At 47.9% G+C, this 15,373-nt stretch carries 15 protein-coding genes; 4 read left to right on the forward strand and 11 right to left on the reverse strand.

Features of this window, described 5'->3' with window-relative positions; all coding sequences use genetic code 11:
• Positions 1-335: 335 nt before the first annotated feature.
• The 6 genes from Q366_RS13745 to Q366_RS13770 all read right to left on the reverse strand — a co-directional run bounded on the left by Q366_RS13745 (position 336) and on the right by Q366_RS13770 (position 5,313).
• Complete coding sequence (locus Q366_RS13745; RefSeq protein WP_035239951.1) at positions 336-689, reverse strand: type II toxin-antitoxin system PemK/MazF family toxin; 354 nt, start codon at positions 687-689, stop codon at positions 336-338.
• Positions 689-949, reverse strand: a complete 261-nt coding sequence (locus Q366_RS13750) for an AbrB/MazE/SpoVT family DNA-binding domain-containing protein (RefSeq protein ID WP_035239952.1) — start codon at positions 947-949, stop codon at positions 689-691. The genes Q366_RS13745 and Q366_RS13750 overlap by 1 nt, the downstream gene beginning before the upstream one ends.
• Before the next feature lie 318 nt (positions 950-1,267).
• On the reverse strand, positions 1,268-1,528 hold the full coding sequence (locus tag Q366_RS13755) for a glutaredoxin family protein (RefSeq protein ID WP_035239954.1): 261 nt from the start codon (positions 1,526-1,528) through the stop codon (positions 1,268-1,270).
• Between the two features lie 104 nt (positions 1,529-1,632).
• Positions 1,633-3,051 (reverse strand): Do family serine endopeptidase, encoded by a 1,419-nt coding sequence (locus tag Q366_RS13760; protein WP_035239956.1) that lies wholly within the window; start codon positions 3,049-3,051, stop codon positions 1,633-1,635.
• 161 nt (positions 3,052-3,212) lie between these two features.
• Positions 3,213-4,640 (reverse strand): sensor histidine kinase, encoded by a 1,428-nt coding sequence (locus Q366_RS13765; RefSeq protein ID WP_035239958.1) that lies wholly within the window; start codon positions 4,638-4,640, stop codon positions 3,213-3,215.
• Entirely contained in the window at positions 4,633-5,313 is a 681-nt protein-coding gene (locus Q366_RS13770; protein ID WP_035239959.1) for a response regulator, read from the reverse strand. Before Q366_RS13770 ends, Q366_RS13765 begins: the two co-directional genes overlap by 8 nt.
• Positions 5,314-5,491: 178 nt before the next feature.
• On the opposite strand from Q366_RS13770, the gene aspA reads away from it, so the two are divergent.
• Positions 5,492-7,375: an aspartate ammonia-lyase gene (aspA, locus tag Q366_RS13775; RefSeq protein ID WP_084691835.1), complete on the forward strand. Its 1,884-nt coding sequence runs from the start codon at positions 5,492-5,494 to the stop codon at positions 7,373-7,375.
• On the opposite strand, the gene cysK is transcribed toward aspA, so the two are convergent.
• From cysK to Q366_RS13790, 3 genes are read right to left on the reverse strand one after another with little or no spacing between them, the layout of a single operon-like run.
• Complete coding sequence (cysK, locus tag Q366_RS13780) at positions 7,350-8,267, reverse strand: cysteine synthase A (RefSeq protein WP_035239961.1); 918 nt, start codon at positions 8,265-8,267, stop codon at positions 7,350-7,352. The genes aspA and cysK overlap by 26 nt on opposite strands.
• Positions 8,254-9,237: a serine O-acetyltransferase gene (locus Q366_RS13785; RefSeq protein WP_035239963.1), complete on the reverse strand. Its 984-nt coding sequence runs from the start codon at positions 9,235-9,237 to the stop codon at positions 8,254-8,256. Before Q366_RS13785 ends, cysK begins: the two co-directional genes overlap by 14 nt.
• Positions 9,238-9,242: 5 nt before the next feature.
• Positions 9,243-9,635 (reverse strand): helix-turn-helix domain-containing protein, encoded by a 393-nt coding sequence (locus tag Q366_RS13790; RefSeq protein ID WP_035239965.1) that lies wholly within the window; start codon positions 9,633-9,635, stop codon positions 9,243-9,245.
• A 192-nt stretch (positions 9,636-9,827) separates the two neighbouring features.
• On the opposite strand from Q366_RS13790, the gene Q366_RS13795 reads away from it, so the two are divergent.
• The 3 genes from Q366_RS13795 (at position 9,828) to truA (ending at position 11,992) form a co-directional block, all read left to right on the forward strand.
• Entirely contained in the window at positions 9,828-10,286 is a 459-nt protein-coding gene (locus Q366_RS13795) for a cupin domain-containing protein (RefSeq protein ID WP_035239967.1), read from the forward strand.
• Between the two features lie 111 nt (positions 10,287-10,397).
• Positions 10,398-11,234: a cytidylate kinase family protein gene (locus tag Q366_RS13800; protein ID WP_035239969.1), complete on the forward strand. Its 837-nt coding sequence runs from the start codon at positions 10,398-10,400 to the stop codon at positions 11,232-11,234.
• A 5-nt stretch (positions 11,235-11,239) separates the two neighbouring features.
• The gene (gene truA / locus Q366_RS13805) at positions 11,240-11,992 is read left to right on the forward strand and encodes a tRNA pseudouridine(38-40) synthase TruA (protein ID WP_035239971.1); all 753 of its coding nucleotides are present in this window, start codon (positions 11,240-11,242) and stop codon (positions 11,990-11,992) included.
• 9 nt (positions 11,993-12,001) lie between these two features.
• On the opposite strand, the gene Q366_RS13810 is transcribed toward truA, so the two are convergent.
• Together Q366_RS13810 and Q366_RS13815 are read right to left on the reverse strand one after the other, a co-directional pair.
• Positions 12,002-13,786: a chloride channel protein gene (locus Q366_RS13810; protein ID WP_035239973.1), complete on the reverse strand. Its 1,785-nt coding sequence runs from the start codon at positions 13,784-13,786 to the stop codon at positions 12,002-12,004.
• Positions 13,787-13,958: 172 nt separating this feature from the next.
• The gene (locus tag Q366_RS13815) at positions 13,959-15,269 is read right to left on the reverse strand and encodes an aminotransferase class I/II-fold pyridoxal phosphate-dependent enzyme (RefSeq protein ID WP_035239975.1); all 1,311 of its coding nucleotides are present in this window, start codon (positions 15,267-15,269) and stop codon (positions 13,959-13,961) included.
• Positions 15,270-15,373: the final 104 nt, after the last annotated feature.

The raw sequence follows: 15,373 nt of genomic DNA on the forward strand, positions 1-15,373 counted from the left end.
CAAACAGCTCTTTTTCCATTGGTTATATTTTCACAACGCTTTGCCCACCATATATACAATGTCATAAAATTAAGCATTGAGATTTTATTTTACCACGAAGAACACGAAGCTCACGAAGATATTAGAGTATTAAACTTCGTGTTTTTAATCTGAAAGTTTCTTCACTTTATGACATTGACCATATATATCATGGCATGTGCCTTTCAGCAAAAAAGTTATTCGCTCAGAAATGAAAACAAAAAGATCGTGCCGGCCCGGTCAAGGGAGATAAATCACTGAAAAACGAAGCCGTCCTGCAAGTTGTTCCCGCCGCAAGCTCCTCGCTTTGAAGTCCCTTATTCTGTTACAATTGCCCTTACTCTGGCCAACGTATCACTGACCACTGAAGCCGGGGCCTTTTCAGCAAACGTCAAACCTCTTTCCACAAAATCAATTGTCTTGACCTGATGACAGAGAACAACACCAGAAATCTTTTCTCCGGTTAAAGCGACTTCAAAACCATGCCCCCGAACCCTGCTCGTGACAGGAGCGACCAGAGCCAGCAGAATTTTTTTATTGAAAATTGCAGGAGAAAGGACCAAGGCAGGCCGATGTCTCATCTGCTCGTGACCGGCGGCTGGGTCAAAATCTGTCCAGACAAGATCTCCACGTTCAGGAATATATATCTTTTTTTCGGATTTTGCAGCCATTACCATTCCTTTCCTGCGGACTCGTCGTTCAGCCATGCCTTATCCTCGGCATCCAGAATAACAGCATCGGGATCACATTGGCTTAAAAGCTCGTCAAGCGTATAATCTTTTTTCTCCTTGATCGGGGTAATAATAATCCTGCCGTCTTTCGCCTCAATGGTAACGGTTTGATCTTTTTCGAGCTGGATCATATCAGCAATCACTTTTGGTATCCTTGCTGCCAAGCTGTTGCCCCACTTTTTAATAACCAGTTCTGCCATTTCGTCTTTCCTCAAAAGGTTAAATATTGTGAAAATATGATACGGCACAAAAAAAATCGTGTCAACAATGTATAAACACTAAAATTCAAAAACAATTATAAATCAAAACGGGCTGCCCTGAAAAAGGCAGCCCGTTTTGAAAAAGGAGGGAGAGTTTCCACCGGTTATGATGTATCAATAACGGCTTGCACCGCATTTGCCGCAACAGCAAATTATCCGGCGTTGGATGATAACTTAGCACCTGGACCTTACCTGAACATGACGCCAGTATTATCAAATAGTAATCTTTTCAGGTTTAAAACCCAAAAACCGTCACCGTCAGTCCAGTTTGAGGCCAAGCGCCTTCAGGTCGCTGTCGATATCACGGGGACTGAACACCTTGCCGGGTCGCCATTTCCCGTCGTTCTCAAGTGTGGGAACCACCCAGTCATCACCGCCGTTGACTTCAATAACCTGCCGCACCACATCGTCGGGTGCAGATTCAATGTCAACATACTTAAAATCAATATTTTTCTCTTCCAAATAGGAAACGGTCTGTGTGCAATGGGGACACCATGCTGCTCCGTAAACGGTTAACATTAATTTTCTCCTTGTATAAAATGGCTGAAACGGTACACATCAATTCTTGACATGCACCGTCTTCAAAATAATTTCAAGATAATATTGACGGCTGTTAAACCTTTCTATTTTCCAAACCGGACCACAAATATCTGGGAGCTGCCTCGCCTGAAGAGCATATGGACAGCCTGTCCTTTCTTTATCTTACGCATTGTTCCGGTATAGTCACTTATACTGGCAATTTTTTTATGGTTTATTTCCACCAGCAGATCCCCGGCTCTCACGCCGGACATTGCTGCCCTGGACTCCGGATCGATCCGGGTCACCACAAGCCCTTTGAAGGACGAAGGATAGTCAAGTTGTTCGGCCAAATCCTTATCCAACGGTTTAAACATAAAGCCCAGATCATCAAAGCCGTTGAGTTCTTCTCCGAACTGGGAATCTTCTACACTATCCGGACGTTCACCAAGTTTAACCGTGAACGTTTTATTTTTCCCCTGGCGAATCACCTCAATATTGACATTGGAACCCACCTTTAAATTGGCAATGGTCAGGGTCAGGTCCCTGGATGAATTGGTTTTTACACCGTTAACACTGATAATCACGTCACCCTGGCGTATGCCGGCCTCATAGGCAGGATTATCCTCATAGGCTTTTGCCACGTAAACACCTTCATCCGGATCCAGATTATAGTATTCACTCATCTCCTTGCTTACATTCTGGATGGACACGCCAATCCATCCTCTGGATACGCGCTTGGAATCCTTAAGCTGGTCAATGACAGTGGTGGCAAGATCCGAAGGGATGGCAAAACCAATGCCCTGGCCGGATTTAATAATGGCGGTGTTGATGCCGACCACCTCACCGTCCATGTTCAGCAAGGGTCCGCCTGAGTTGCCCGGGTTAATGGAGGCATCAGTCTGGATGAAATCATCATAGGGACCGGAACCGATGATCCTGCCCTTGGCTGAAATGATGCCGGCGGTCACTGTCTGCTCAAGGCCAAAGGGAGAACCAATGGCCACGACCCAGGAACCGACCCGGGCATTTTGGGAGGATCCGAATTTCAACGGCTTAAGATCCTTGGCATCAATCTTTATCAATGCAAGGTCTGTTACAGGATCTGCGCCGATGATCTTGGCATCATATTCCTGGTCATCATGAAGGATCACCTTGATCTGGTCCGCATCTTTAATTACATGGTGATTGGTTACAATGTATCCTGCCTTATCAAAGATAAAGCCCGATCCAAGGCTGCTTTCCGTACGATTCCGCGGCGCCCCCCCAAAGGGACTGAAAAAATCTTCCAATCCTGGCTGGTTGCCGAACGGGGACCCGAAAAAATGCCGGAAGACCCGGCCGCCGCCTTTGATTGTCTTTACGGTCTGGATATTGACCACACCAGGTTTGGCCTGCTCAGCCAGTTGTGAAAAATTTGCCGGAATCATCCGGGTCTGCGCACCTGACAATGCAGGAAAAACCAACAGACCCAAAAACATCAAACATGCCGTAATCATTCTGATTTGTTTATCAACCGGTCTCATTTTATACCTCCTTTAAAAAAATATTAATTTAAACGTATAGGAATTTCCATCTACATAAAAATTATACCACCTAAAACTTAACAACCCGCCCAAAGGGGGATAATTTATTTCAAAAGCTTGCTTTGCGGACGTAAACAAAGAATAAAACACAAAGATAATTTTTAAATGATCTCAAAATTACGATGCGGTAATGTTACGATAAATATACTGCCCCCATTTTCACAGGGTTGCACTGAAATTGTACCCGAGTGCTGTTCAATAATGGTTTTGGCAAGACTTAAACCAAGGCCTGTACCCGGTGTTGTCCGGGAAGATTCTTCCCGGAAAAACCGCTCAAAGATCTTTTGATAGTTTTGTGGATCAATACCAGGCCCGGAATCTTTGACGCCAATTTCCACCAGTGCTTTGCCGCAAGTCTGCAGTGTCAGGTGGACACTTCCCTTTTCAGGGGTATACTTGATGGCATTGTCAATCAAATTGGCAAAGGCTCGCTGGAGCATGCCGGCATCCCCCTGGATGCACACCCCCTTATCCACCTGCTGGGTAAACGTAATCTGCTTATCTTCGGCCAGGGGCACAAACAGATCCCAGGCATCAATGATCATGGCACTTAAATCCACGGGTGCGCACTCAAATTCAGCCTCCCCGGCCTCGGCCCGGGAGATGACCAGCATGGTGTTGATCATGTCCAGCAGATGATCGGATTCTTCAATGGTGTTGGCAGCCATGGTCCGGTAGGACTCGATATCCCCCGGGGTCTCCTGGATCAATGCCAGTTCCGCAAATCCCCGGATCCGGGTCAGCGGACTTTTAAGGTCATGGGCAATATTGTCGGACATCTCCCGCATGCTTTTTACCAGGGCTGAAATCCGGTCCAGCATCCGGTTAAATGTCACGGCCAGAAGATCAAGCTCGTCCTGGCTGCCGGATTCCGGAACCCGCTCATCCAGATTGGACCCGGTTATGGTACTCGCTGTGGCCCTGATGGCCGAAACACCGTAGAGTGCCTGCCGGGACAAAAACATGCCTGAAACCGCTGAAAATAAAATAACAAACCCCATGGAAATGGAAAATATTTTCTTGAAACCTGATAAAAACCGGGAATATGCATTCATGGCAAGGCCGGTATGCAAAATAACATTGGAAGCCACAAAGGTATACATCATTCTGGCGTTCTGTTCCTGGCCTGCAATGTGAAGCGTATTAAACACCGTAACCCTGGACTTCATCAGCCGGTCCACCATTTTCTTGTCCAGGCGGACATCTTTCCAATAGGACATGGAAGAGGAGGCAAAGACCTCGCCTGTGGGATAGAGCAGCCTGAAAAAAACCTGCTTTTCCCCGGCTGCCTGGGCCTCAATCACGGCCAGATTCTGGGCGCCCACAATTCCGCTCCGGCTGATAATCGTACGAAAATATCCCGCCTTGTCCATCAGTTCCTGGTCCACCTGGTTCATGATAGTCTGGGTGGCAAGAAAATAGAACAAGCCAAAAGCCACACAGGACGAGATGGAAAAAATACCTGCATACCATACAGTCAGACGAAAGGCGATGCTTCTGAAAAAACCGGTGCGGAAAAACTCAGGCATCTTCGGCCTTTAATACATACCCGGCTCCCCGGACCGTATGGATCAGCCTGCTTGGATACCCTTTGTCTATCTTATCGCGCAGCCGGCAGATGCGGGCTTCCACCACATTGGTCATGGGGTCGAAATTATAGTTCCAGACATGTTCCATGATCATGGTTTTGGAGACCACGCGCTCCCGGTTGCGTACCAGATACTCCAGCAGGGAAAATTCCAGGGGCTGCAGCTCAATAAAATCATCTCCTCTTTTGACCTGGCGTTTGACAATATCCACACTTAAATCCGCATAGGACAGGGACACGGGTTCGGTGCTGTTCCCGGCCCGCCGGATAAGCGCCTGAATCCGGGCCAGCAGTTCCGAAAAAGAAAAGGGTTTGGTCAGGTAGTCATCAGCACCCGCCTCAAGGCCTTTAACCCGGTCCCCTACCCTGCCCCGGGCGCTGAGTACAATAATGGGGGTATTTTTACCACTGGCCCGCAGTTTTTCTATCAGGGAAAACCCATCCATGCCCGGCAGCATGATGTCGATGATCAGGGTATCAAAATCCGCACCTAAAGCCATATCAAAGCCGTCCGGGCCTGTATTGGCCACGTCCACGGCAAACCCGGATGCCTTTAGCCCCTTTTCAACAAACCTGGCTATTTTTTCATCATCTTCAACCAAAAGCAGTCTCATGGCATTTTCATCCTATTCATGGGTAATATGGAAATATTATTATACCCCGTAGGAATTAATCAATACCGGGGCTATTTTTTCGCTTCTTTGTGATAACATATTCGATCGAGTTACTCATAGGCGCAAAAAAAATACATTACCCAATTTCCCTTATTGCATTTATTGGTAGGAGAGTTTCATGTTTATAGAACAAAGTATTATAAAGTTGGCCGCAAAATCCACAGGTATCAGCGAGGCGGATCTGGCAACTTTTCTTACCCAAGGCCGGGCCCAGGTGTACCAGCCCAATGAATGGATATTCCACGAATCAACGCCCCGAAGATGGGCCGGCATCATCCTTGAAGGAGACGTGGAAATCGTGCGCGGACTGCATGGATCTTCCCGCAAGCTTGGCTCCATGGATGCAGGATCCATGATCAGCGAGGGCACGTTTCTGGGAAATGATTCACACACCAATGGTGCCTTTACCCGGAACGGCGTAAAAATCTGGCAGATATCACGGGAAAAAATTGATGCGTTCAGAGAAACTGAACCGGATTCTTTTTACAGGATCGTCTCCCAGATTGCCGTCGGCATTAACCAGCGCATGCGCCTGCTTGCCAATAAACTTTTTGAAAACAAAAAAAACGATACTGTGGTCACAACCGGTTTTCGCCTGGAACATGACTCCCTGGGAGCGCGTGAGATTTCCGATGATGTTTATTACGGCGTGCAGACCCAGCGCGCCATGGAAAACTTTGCCATTTCCGGTGCACATATCAATAATTTTGAACACATGGTCCAGGCACTGGCCATGGTCAAAAAGGCTGCAGCCCTGAGCAATTACGAACTGGGCAGGATTGATCAGGCCAAGATGGCGGCCATAACCCAGGCCTGTGACGAAATTCTGGACGGTAAACTGCACGACCAGTTCACCGTTGACATGTTCCAGGGCGGTGCCGGAACCTCTACCAATATGAATGCCAACGAGGTCATTGCCAACCGGGGTCTGGAGATCATGGGCCATCATAAAGGCGAGTATCAGTATCTGCATCCCAATGACCATGTGAATTGCTCCCAATCCACCAATGACACCTACCCCACGGCAATAAAACTTGCGGTACTGCTTTCCCAGAAAAATCTGGTGCGGGCACTGGAAGAACTGCGCAATTCCCTGGAAAGAAAGGCTGACGAGTTTAAAGACGTACTGAAGATGGGACGCACCGAAAATCAGGATGCGGTTCCCATGACCCTGGGTCAGGAATTTTCCGCCTATGCGGTCATGATTGACAGCGCCATCAGTTCCATTATCCAGGCGGGAGATGCATTTCGGGATGTGAACATGGGGGCAACAGCCATCGGTACAGGCATAAACAGTCCGCCGGGTTACTCCGCCCTGGTGGTGGCAAATCTCACCCAGGTCAGTGGTTTTCAGTTGCGACGGGCAAAAAACCTGGTGGAGGCCACCCAGAATGCCGGCATTTTTGTCCATATGTCTGCCAATCTCAAACTTGCGGCAGTACAGATTTCAAAAATATGTAATGATCTGCGCTGGCTCTCTTCCGGCCCCCGCTGCGGCCTGAATGAAATTAATCTGCCCCCTATGCAGCCTGGATCTTCCATTATGCCAGGCAAGGTAAATCCGGTTATCCCGGAATTGATGAACCAGATCTGCTATCAGGTCATCGGATACGACATGGTTGTATCCATGGCAGCGGAATCCAGTGAGCTGGAGCTGTGCATGGGCGAGCCGATCATCGCCTATGACCTGCTGCACGGCATGATGATTCTTAAAAATGGCTGTATCACACTGGTTGCACGTTGTATTGACGGCATCAAAGCGAACCGGGATATATGCCAAAATTATGTCCAGACCAGCATCGGACTGGTCACCGCGCTGGTTCCGGTCATTGGGTATGAACAGTCCGCGTCCATTGCAAAGGAAGCGCTCAAAACCGGCGGGAGTGTATATGACCTGGTTTTGGAAAAAGGACTGCTTACCAGCGCGCAACTGGATGAAATACTGCGCCCGGAATGCATGACCGACCCCAGGGCAATTACAGGGCGAACAGGTTCGTGCTGATATAACGTTCTCCAGTGTCACATACTATAAAAACAATGGTTTTCCCCGGATGACGCCGGCCGGTCTGAAAGGCCGCATGAAAATTGGCGCCCGATGAGATGCCGCAAAGAATTCCGCATGATTTGGCAAGGGTTCTGGCACCATTTATGGCATCTTCTCCTTTGACCGGAAAAATCCGGTCGACCAGATCCCGGTTCAGGTTCGCCGGGATAAAACCGGCACCAATGCCCTGGATGGCGTGGGGACCGGCTTTCCCGCCGGAGAGCACCGGCGATTCAGCCGGTTCCACGGCAACGGACATAAGATCCGGCTGTTTGCCCTTGATATATTCCGTTACCCCGGTAAGGGTGCCGCCGGTACCCACCCCTGCCACAAAAATATCAACCCGGCCTTGTGCCGCCTCCCAGATCTCAGGCCCGGTGGTGGTCCGGTGGGCAGCCGGATTTGCCGGATTTGAAAACTGGTCAGGCATATAGGCATTCTCATGGGCTGCCACCATCTCGGCCGCTTTATCCACGGCACCCTGCATGCCAAGGTGTCCCGGGGTCAGAATCAGTTGTGCCCCTAAATGGCGCAACAATTTTTGGCGTTCCAGGCTCATGGTTTCCGGCATGGTCAAAGCAAGCTTGCACCCTTTTATACGGGCCACAAACGCCAGCGCAATACCGGTATTTCCCGAGGTGGGTTCCACGATCAGTGTGTCCGGTCCGATCTGTCCGCTTTTCAGACCTGCCTCAATCATGGCAAGCCCGACCCGGTCCTTGACGCTGCCCAATGGATTGAAATACTCCAGTTTGGCAAAAAGATCTGCCCCGCATTCCCGGGAAGGTGCTTCCAGATAAACCAGGGGGGTATTACCGCAGGCCTGGGTGATATTGTTAATTGCTTTCAAGGATCGTCTCCTTTTTTTGGCTTTTAATAATCAGGCGGGGCTCTTCCATAAATATTTTGGTATCTGCCGGAATTGAGTGTGTGAGCCATACGTTTCCGCCCACAACGGACCGTGCCCCGATAACGGTGTCGCCCCCGAGCACCGTGGCCCCGGAGTAAACAATCACATCATCTTCAATGGTGGGATGCCGCTTGGCCCAGCGCAACTTTTCCCCCGCATCCCTGGGCAGGGACAACGCCCCAATGGTGACATTCTGGTAGATGCGCACATTGTCACCGATCACAGATGTTTCCCCGATGACAACGCCGGTTCCGTGGTCAATGACAAAGCGCTCACCAATGGTGGCGCCCGGGTGAATATCAATGCCGGTCAGGCTGTGGGCCAGTTCCGACATGATCCTGGGCAGTTGCGGGATATCAAGCTGGTGAAGGATCCTGGCGATCCGGTGAACCGTGATGGCATACAGGCCCGGATAGGAAAAAATAATTTCATCGTGGCTTTTGGCGGCCGGATCGCCGTCATAGGCGGCCCTGACATCGGCGGATAATTTCTTCCGCAGAACCGGAATCTGTTCGATCACCGTGAACGCGGCCTCATTGCCCCGGCGCTCACATTCCGAACAAACCCTGTCATATCTCAGGCAGTCATGGCGCAGCACATGGATGACCTGCCTGGAAAGGATGTCATAGAGCCGCGTGATTTCCTGGCCCATATGGTAGGTCAGGTTGACACTGTCCACTTTTTCATTTGAAAAATATCCGGGGAACAGAATATTTCTTAATTTTTCAATCATATCCCCGACTGAGGTGGAAAAATGGATGGGTTCATCACCAATGTGGGCAAAGCATTCAGGATCATCCAGTGTATTGATGATCCGGTCAATGACCCCGGGAAGGGCCGTTCTTTGAACATTCCGGATTCGTGTGCCCACACATCGGCACAGATTGTCTTTTTTATCTGGCAGACTCATTTTTCTTAACTCCCCTGCATATCATCAAACAATGCCAAGAATACATCACAACTTCGGCACTCTTCCATTTTCTTGTCCCAGGAACCATGGGTTTTACCCCCGCACCGGGTGCCGTTGACAAACCAGCACACATCCCCGGATTTGAATTCATAGGCCGGGCATTGGTTCATCTGCTCTTCCGGGCATTGCAAAAGGTCCCAGCACTTTTTTTTCTCGCCGGTCCGCTGCAGGGTGCGGGAGAGCAGAAAATAGATCTGTCGCTCCACATGGCCCGGAATTTTACGCCATCCCTGCTCATAGCTGTGGACTGCTTTAATGGATATCCCTAGAAGCTGGGCCATCTCTTTCTGGGTACGGTCTAAACGAGATCTGAATATTTTAAATTCCTTGCTGGTCATAGGTTCTTTCCACAAATCATTAAGTTTATGCGCTAAGGTATGCCACAATGTGGTAATTGTCAAACTATCGCAATCCCTTTATGCTTTTTAATGACAAAAACTTAAATTTTTTGTTAACCTTATCCTGGAATTAAAAACCTTTAAACATAAAACCACAAATCAACTTTATTCGGGAGTTTTTTTAATTATATTATGAAACCAATTGATTTCACAGAACATCCAGAGGGAGGCAGATTTCGTGAAGTTTTTAGATCCGCCGGAACAGTGTCAAAACATGATGGCACGATAAAATCAGCGTTGACTCACATTTATTTTTCGTTAGATCAGGGAGAAATAAGCAGATTCCATAAAGTTTCTTCTGATGAGGTGTGGAATCTCTACCAGGGAACAGGAATTAAACTGTATACATGGGATGGGACAAACACGCCACCCCAATGTGTTACGTTATCTGCTTGCGACAATTGTTTCTGCCATGTTGTCCCTTCTGGTTTCTGGCAAGCGGCAAAACCTATTTCCGAATCGGTCTTGGTGGGCTGTTCGGTTGCTCCTGGTTTTGAATTTTCTGATTTCACACTTATGGATCTAAATTCCCAGGAAGCAAAGAAGCTTATTTCATTAGCGCCAAAGATGGCCGAATATATCGCTCCCTGACAATCAAAATGCACCGGGCGAGCCGGTGATTCAGATGTTAAAATATTTCTTGATCAATACCAGCCTAAAGTTTATCCTTCGACATACAAACTTTAAAACAAGGAGTTCACAATGCCCGTTATCACCATCTCAAGAGGTTCTTACAGTCGCGGAAAGGAAGTCGCTGAAAAGGTGGCCGCAGAACTGGGGTATGAATGTATTTCCCGGGATATTCTGCTGGAAGCATCGGAAGAATTCAATATTCCGGAAATCAGGCTGGTCAGGGCGCTTCATGATGCGCCCTCGGTTCTTGAAAGATTCACCCACGGCAGGGAACGCTATGTAAGTTATATCCGTAAAGCGCTTTTACAGCATATTCGGCAGGACAACGTTGTATATCACGGACTGGCAGGACACTATTTTTTACTGAATATCCCAAATGTTCTGAAAATCAGAATTATATCGGATATGGAAGAACGTGTGAAAGAAGAAGTCAGGCGGGAAAATATTACCGGGGAAAAAGCACGTTATATTCTGAGAAAAGATGATGATGAACGAAGAAGATGGGGACTTCGGTTATACGGAATTGATACATGGGACAGCAGACTTTATGATATGGTCCTTAATATAAAAAACCTTTCGGTTGAGGATGCCGCAGATCTGATCTGCCGGGCGGTTCGAAAACCCAATTTTGAAACCACACCTGAATCGGAAAAAATCCTTGATGATGCGCTTCTTTCTGCAAAAATCCATGCTGCGCTTGTGAAAATAGCTCCGAAAAGCATCGTCACTGCCGATGACGGTGTTGTAAGCATCAGTGATTCGGAAGGTCTGTCGGACATAAAAAATGATGCATTTAATGAAATAAAACGCATTGCGGAAAATGTTGACGGGGTTAAAGAGGTGATTATGAATATGCACAGAAAAACCGATAACCATCATTCTGTCAATCCTTTCCACAATATATGACGAGGATGCCGGATAATCCGGTAAAGAATTTTAAAATTGTGGTGGCCTATGATGGCACTAACTTTTTCGGGTGGCAGCGCCAGACTGATAAACCCACCATCCAGGGCGAGATTGAACGCATATTATCCACCATTTTAAACCAGGACATTAAGATCCACGGCTCCGGGCGTACAGATGCAGGTGTTCATGCCCGGGCCCAGGTCGCCCATTTCCATGCAAAGACCCGGCTTGCCCCGGATATCATTCAAAAAGGGGTGAACAGCCTTGTGTCCGGTCCCATTGTGATCCATGACTGCTGTCTTGCAGCGTCTGATTTCCATGCCCAGTACCATGTCCTTTCCAAAGAGTACCGGTATTACATATTGAACAGGGAAATCCCCACTGCCATTGGCCGGGATTATGTATGGCATGTCAAACCGGTTCTGGATATTGACATGATGAATCAGTGTTGTGAATACCTTGTGGGCGAACATGATTTTAAAGCCTTTGAGAATACAGGCAGCCCAAGATCTTCCACCGTAAGAACGGTTTTCAGTGCAAGCTGGGCAAAGATGCCTCACGATCGGCTGGAATTTTGCATCTGTGCCACAGGATTTTTAAAAAACATGGTCAGAAATATAGTGGGTACGCTGAAAGATGCCGGTACAGGACGGATTAATCCGGAAATGTTCAATAAAATACTCTATTCGTGTGAACGTCCCCTTGCCGGAGCGACTGCGCCTTCAAGGGGACTGTTTTTACATCACGTAAATTATTAATTAGAGATGCTATATTTCGGATTCCCGGATTCTGGTTATATGAAGGTTATAATAGGCAATGATGTCACGGCGGTAAAGCATGCCGATAAACTGCCCCGGATCATCCTCATCCACCACAGGCAGTGCATCAATGTTTTTCTTTGTCAGTTTGAGCAGTACCGTGTTCAGATCTTCGGACAAGGTGGTTGTAATCATACTGGATACCATAATATCCTTCATGACGACCAGTTGCTCAAGATCACTTGAAAAAAGGACCTCCCGGACATCTGTGGAAGAAAAAATGCCGCATAATTTTCCCTGGTCATTCATGACGGGAAAATATCTTTGTTTGGTGGTTTGAAATATTTTTTTAAACTGACAGAAACTCATGTCCTGGTTCAGGCATCTGACTTCCTTGATCAGCGTTTTAAGTTTTTCCACTTTTATGGTTTGAAGAATATCTATCATAAATTCTCCGGCATGAAGCGGCGAATCCACCCGCGATTTTACCTGATTTTCATAAATAGACCACTTTGTTGATAAAAGGTAACACACCGAACAGACCAGAAGGCTTGGCAGCAGAAGGTGATAGGAGTTGGTCATCTCACTGACAAATATAATGGTGGATATGGGGGCGTTGGACACAGCCGTGAAAAATCCTGCCATACCAACGATAACAAAGGCGCCGGGCTGGGTGATCACCGTGGGCAGACACATGTGGAAAAACTGCCCTACTGCCCCGCCCATGGCTCCGCCGATGACAATCGAAGGCCCGAACACACCGCCGGAACCGCCGGACCCAATGGAAAACGACGTGGTAAAAATTTTTCCTATAGCCAGTGCTAAAAGCACGGAGATGGTCAGCTGATTGAAAATGGCATTCTGGGCCATGCCGTATCCGAACGCCAGGGTTTCGGGAATGAAAAACCCGATAATGCCGGTCAAAAGCCCGCCAATGGCAGGTTTGATATGGTTTGGAATTTTCAGTTTCCTAAACAGGTGTGTCGTCCCGTAAAACACTTTAATATATAAAACGCCGGTAAGCACCAGAACTACGGCAAGGGCAAGATAGGGACCAAGTTGCAGCGGATTGTGAAATTTAAACGCCGGGGACTCAAAAAGCGATCCCCATCCGAAAGCCAGACAAAAGGTACAATAAGCCACCACAGAGGAGATACCTGCCGGAATGATGACCGAAGACTCAAATTCAGGATCACGGTAGAGTACTTCTGCGGCAAAAAGCGCGCCGGCCAAAGGCGCTCTGAAGATACTGCCCACACCGGCACCGACGCCTGCGGCCATCATGATGCACCGCTCCCGTTCAGACAGGTTGAACCTGGTGGCCAGAAAAGATCCGAATCCGCCTCCGATCTGGGCAATGGGGCCTTCCCGGCCCCCTGAACCGCCGGTGGTCAGTGTAATGGTGGAGGCAATGGTTTTGATAATCGGAATCCGTGACCGGATAATGCCGCCCTTGCGATGGAAGGCGTCAATTGCGGCATCCGTGCCATGCCCCTCGGCCTCGGGGGCAAAGGTATAAACAAGCCACCCGGAAACAAGCCCGCCCAATGCCGGTAAAAATAATAATACCCACTTGTTGAACGGTGTATCCGTGTGGGGCAGCAGCAGATGTTCGCCTGCAGGTCCCTGGGGCCTGTATCCGGCCATCATATCCATGAAATAGTGCATGCCAAGGCCGCACAGGTAATGGAACAGAATCGCCCCAAGGCCCGACATGACGCCTATCAGGACAAAATAGAATACCCATTTGCCGGCATATTTGAGATCAACATCACTTTTTCTGCTTAACTTCATTGTCTGCCCTGCATCGCTTGTCCCGGCAAAACCGCCTGACGAAAATCAGATCAAACAGTTTTTAAAGACCAGGATTGTCCGGATATTGCCAGTTTCCGGTTCAGGTTAACGCCTAGGTTATCCCCATATTTTTAATCTGCCTCCCATTGTAACATCCCCTAAAAAATTTTACTTATCTCAGATCATTGATCCCTGAAAGGATAATGTCAAATAAAGTTTTTACATCCTTTTCCTCCAGGCATGAAAAAGCCACCCGAAGATTGTCTTCTCCAATGGAGATCAGACCCGTACCATAGTTGTCAAGAAGATGACGCCTTAACGATTCTGCATTCACACCCTTAACACGGATACACACAAAATATCCTGAATTAAACGGATAGACATCAAAACCCTCCGCATATTTGGGATCTTTGAGTACCTCTTTGATGGCAGTGGCCCGGGATTTGAGCAGGTCAAACTTTTCCTGTTTAAGAATTTTATAGTTTGCATCTTCCATGGATTTAACAAGAATGGTCTGGCTTAAATGGGAACAGTTTGAGATGTTGCCCCGGATGCATCCGGCTGTCTTTTTTTCCAGGACCCTATACACCCTGTCAAGGTTGGCATCTGCTGCAACCCCGTAAGTGGTAAACCCGGTTCTGAACCCCATGACATAATCTTCCTTGGTGGGTCCGTCGAGTTTGACAGCCAAAAGCCGGCTCGCTTTGCCGGCAAGTTTGGCAAACAGAGACTCTTTGGATGTTTCCTCTTCGAAAAACAGTCCAAAATAGGCGTCATCACAGGCTGCCACCACATTGGTGCCCTTTTGTGCCACATCAATGAGGATCTGAGCAACACGGGTCGCCTCTTCCCTGCTTAAGGTATACCCGGTCGGATTGTGGGGGAAATTAAGTATGGTAATGATCTTGTCATTGTGTGCCGCCTGTTCCCTGATCACACGCTCGAAATCATCGATGTTAAAATGGGTCAGTGCGTCGTCATAGGACTTGTATGTAACAAACCGGGCACTATTGCGGACACAGAAAATCATGTTGTAGTTGCCCCACATCATATCCGGCATGACAATAACATCGTTGGCATTTACCCACATGTCAGACAATATGGAAACCCCGTGGGTGATACCGGATGTGACAACGGGCAGGCTGACGGCAGTTCCCCCAAGGGAAGGATTTTTAACATACAGTTCCTTAAGCCATTTTTCACGCAGTTCCAGCAGCCCGAATGAGGACGCATAGGACAGGTAATTATCCGGTTCAATTTCTGTAATGTATTTTGTCACGGAAGGAAGACTTAGAACGCAACTGCCCTGCCTTGCGATGCCGATGGTGGCGTTGATCCTGTGAGCCTTTAATTTTGCTTCAGCGCTCTGGGTTAAAATACCCTCGGGGAAGAACAGATTTTTCCCCATATCAGAAAGCATTTCATACACATGGGGCGCAGCCTGTTTAATTGTGTTATTCAATTCCTGGGCAATTGGATTCATGATTTAACCTGTAAATTAGTATTATCCAGTTCAGTGAAAAATGTATATCTGTACCTGAAAAAAAGAAAACCCTGCAGTCAGACCCAAGGAAGGCCAAGGAAAAC

The organism is Desulfobacter vibrioformis DSM 8776 (genome assembly GCF_000745975.1).
Classification (GTDB): Bacteria; Desulfobacterota; Desulfobacteria; order Desulfobacterales; family Desulfobacteraceae; genus Desulfobacter; species Desulfobacter vibrioformis.

Excerpts from the sequence above, each read along its gene's own strand:
- Q366_RS13745 (WP_035239951.1), bottom strand. The coding sequence starts at position 689 with ATGGCTGCAAAATCCGAAAAAAAGATATATATTCCTGAACGTGGAGAT.
- Q366_RS13750 (WP_035239952.1), bottom strand. The coding sequence starts at position 949 with ATGGCAGAACTGGTTATTAAAAAGTGGGGCAACAGCTTGGCAGCAAGG.
- Q366_RS13755 (WP_035239954.1), bottom strand. The coding sequence starts at position 1,528 with ATGTTAACCGTTTACGGAGCAGCATGGTGTCCCCATTGCACACAGACC.
- Q366_RS13760 (WP_035239956.1), bottom strand. The coding sequence starts at position 3,051 with ATGAGACCGGTTGATAAACAAATCAGAATGATTACGGCATGTTTGATG.
- Q366_RS13765 (WP_035239958.1), bottom strand. The coding sequence starts at position 4,640 with ATGCCTGAGTTTTTCCGCACCGGTTTTTTCAGAAGCATCGCCTTTCGT.
- Q366_RS13770 (WP_035239959.1), bottom strand. The coding sequence starts at position 5,313 with ATGAGACTGCTTTTGGTTGAAGATGATGAAAAAATAGCCAGGTTTGTT.
- aspA (WP_084691835.1), top strand. The coding sequence starts at position 5,492 with ATGTTTATAGAACAAAGTATTATAAAGTTGGCCGCAAAATCCACAGGT.
- Q366_RS13785 (WP_035239963.1), bottom strand. The coding sequence starts at position 9,237 with ATGAGTCTGCCAGATAAAAAAGACAATCTGTGCCGATGTGTGGGCACA.
- Q366_RS13790 (WP_035239965.1), bottom strand. The coding sequence starts at position 9,635 with ATGACCAGCAAGGAATTTAAAATATTCAGATCTCGTTTAGACCGTACC.
- Q366_RS13795 (WP_035239967.1), top strand. The coding sequence starts at position 9,828 with ATGAAACCAATTGATTTCACAGAACATCCAGAGGGAGGCAGATTTCGT.
- Q366_RS13800 (WP_035239969.1), top strand. The coding sequence starts at position 10,398 with ATGCCCGTTATCACCATCTCAAGAGGTTCTTACAGTCGCGGAAAGGAA.
- truA (WP_035239971.1), top strand. The coding sequence starts at position 11,240 with ATGCCGGATAATCCGGTAAAGAATTTTAAAATTGTGGTGGCCTATGAT.
- Q366_RS13810 (WP_035239973.1), bottom strand. The coding sequence starts at position 13,786 with ATGAAGTTAAGCAGAAAAAGTGATGTTGATCTCAAATATGCCGGCAAA.
- Q366_RS13815 (WP_035239975.1), bottom strand. The coding sequence starts at position 15,269 with ATGAATCCAATTGCCCAGGAATTGAATAACACAATTAAACAGGCTGCG.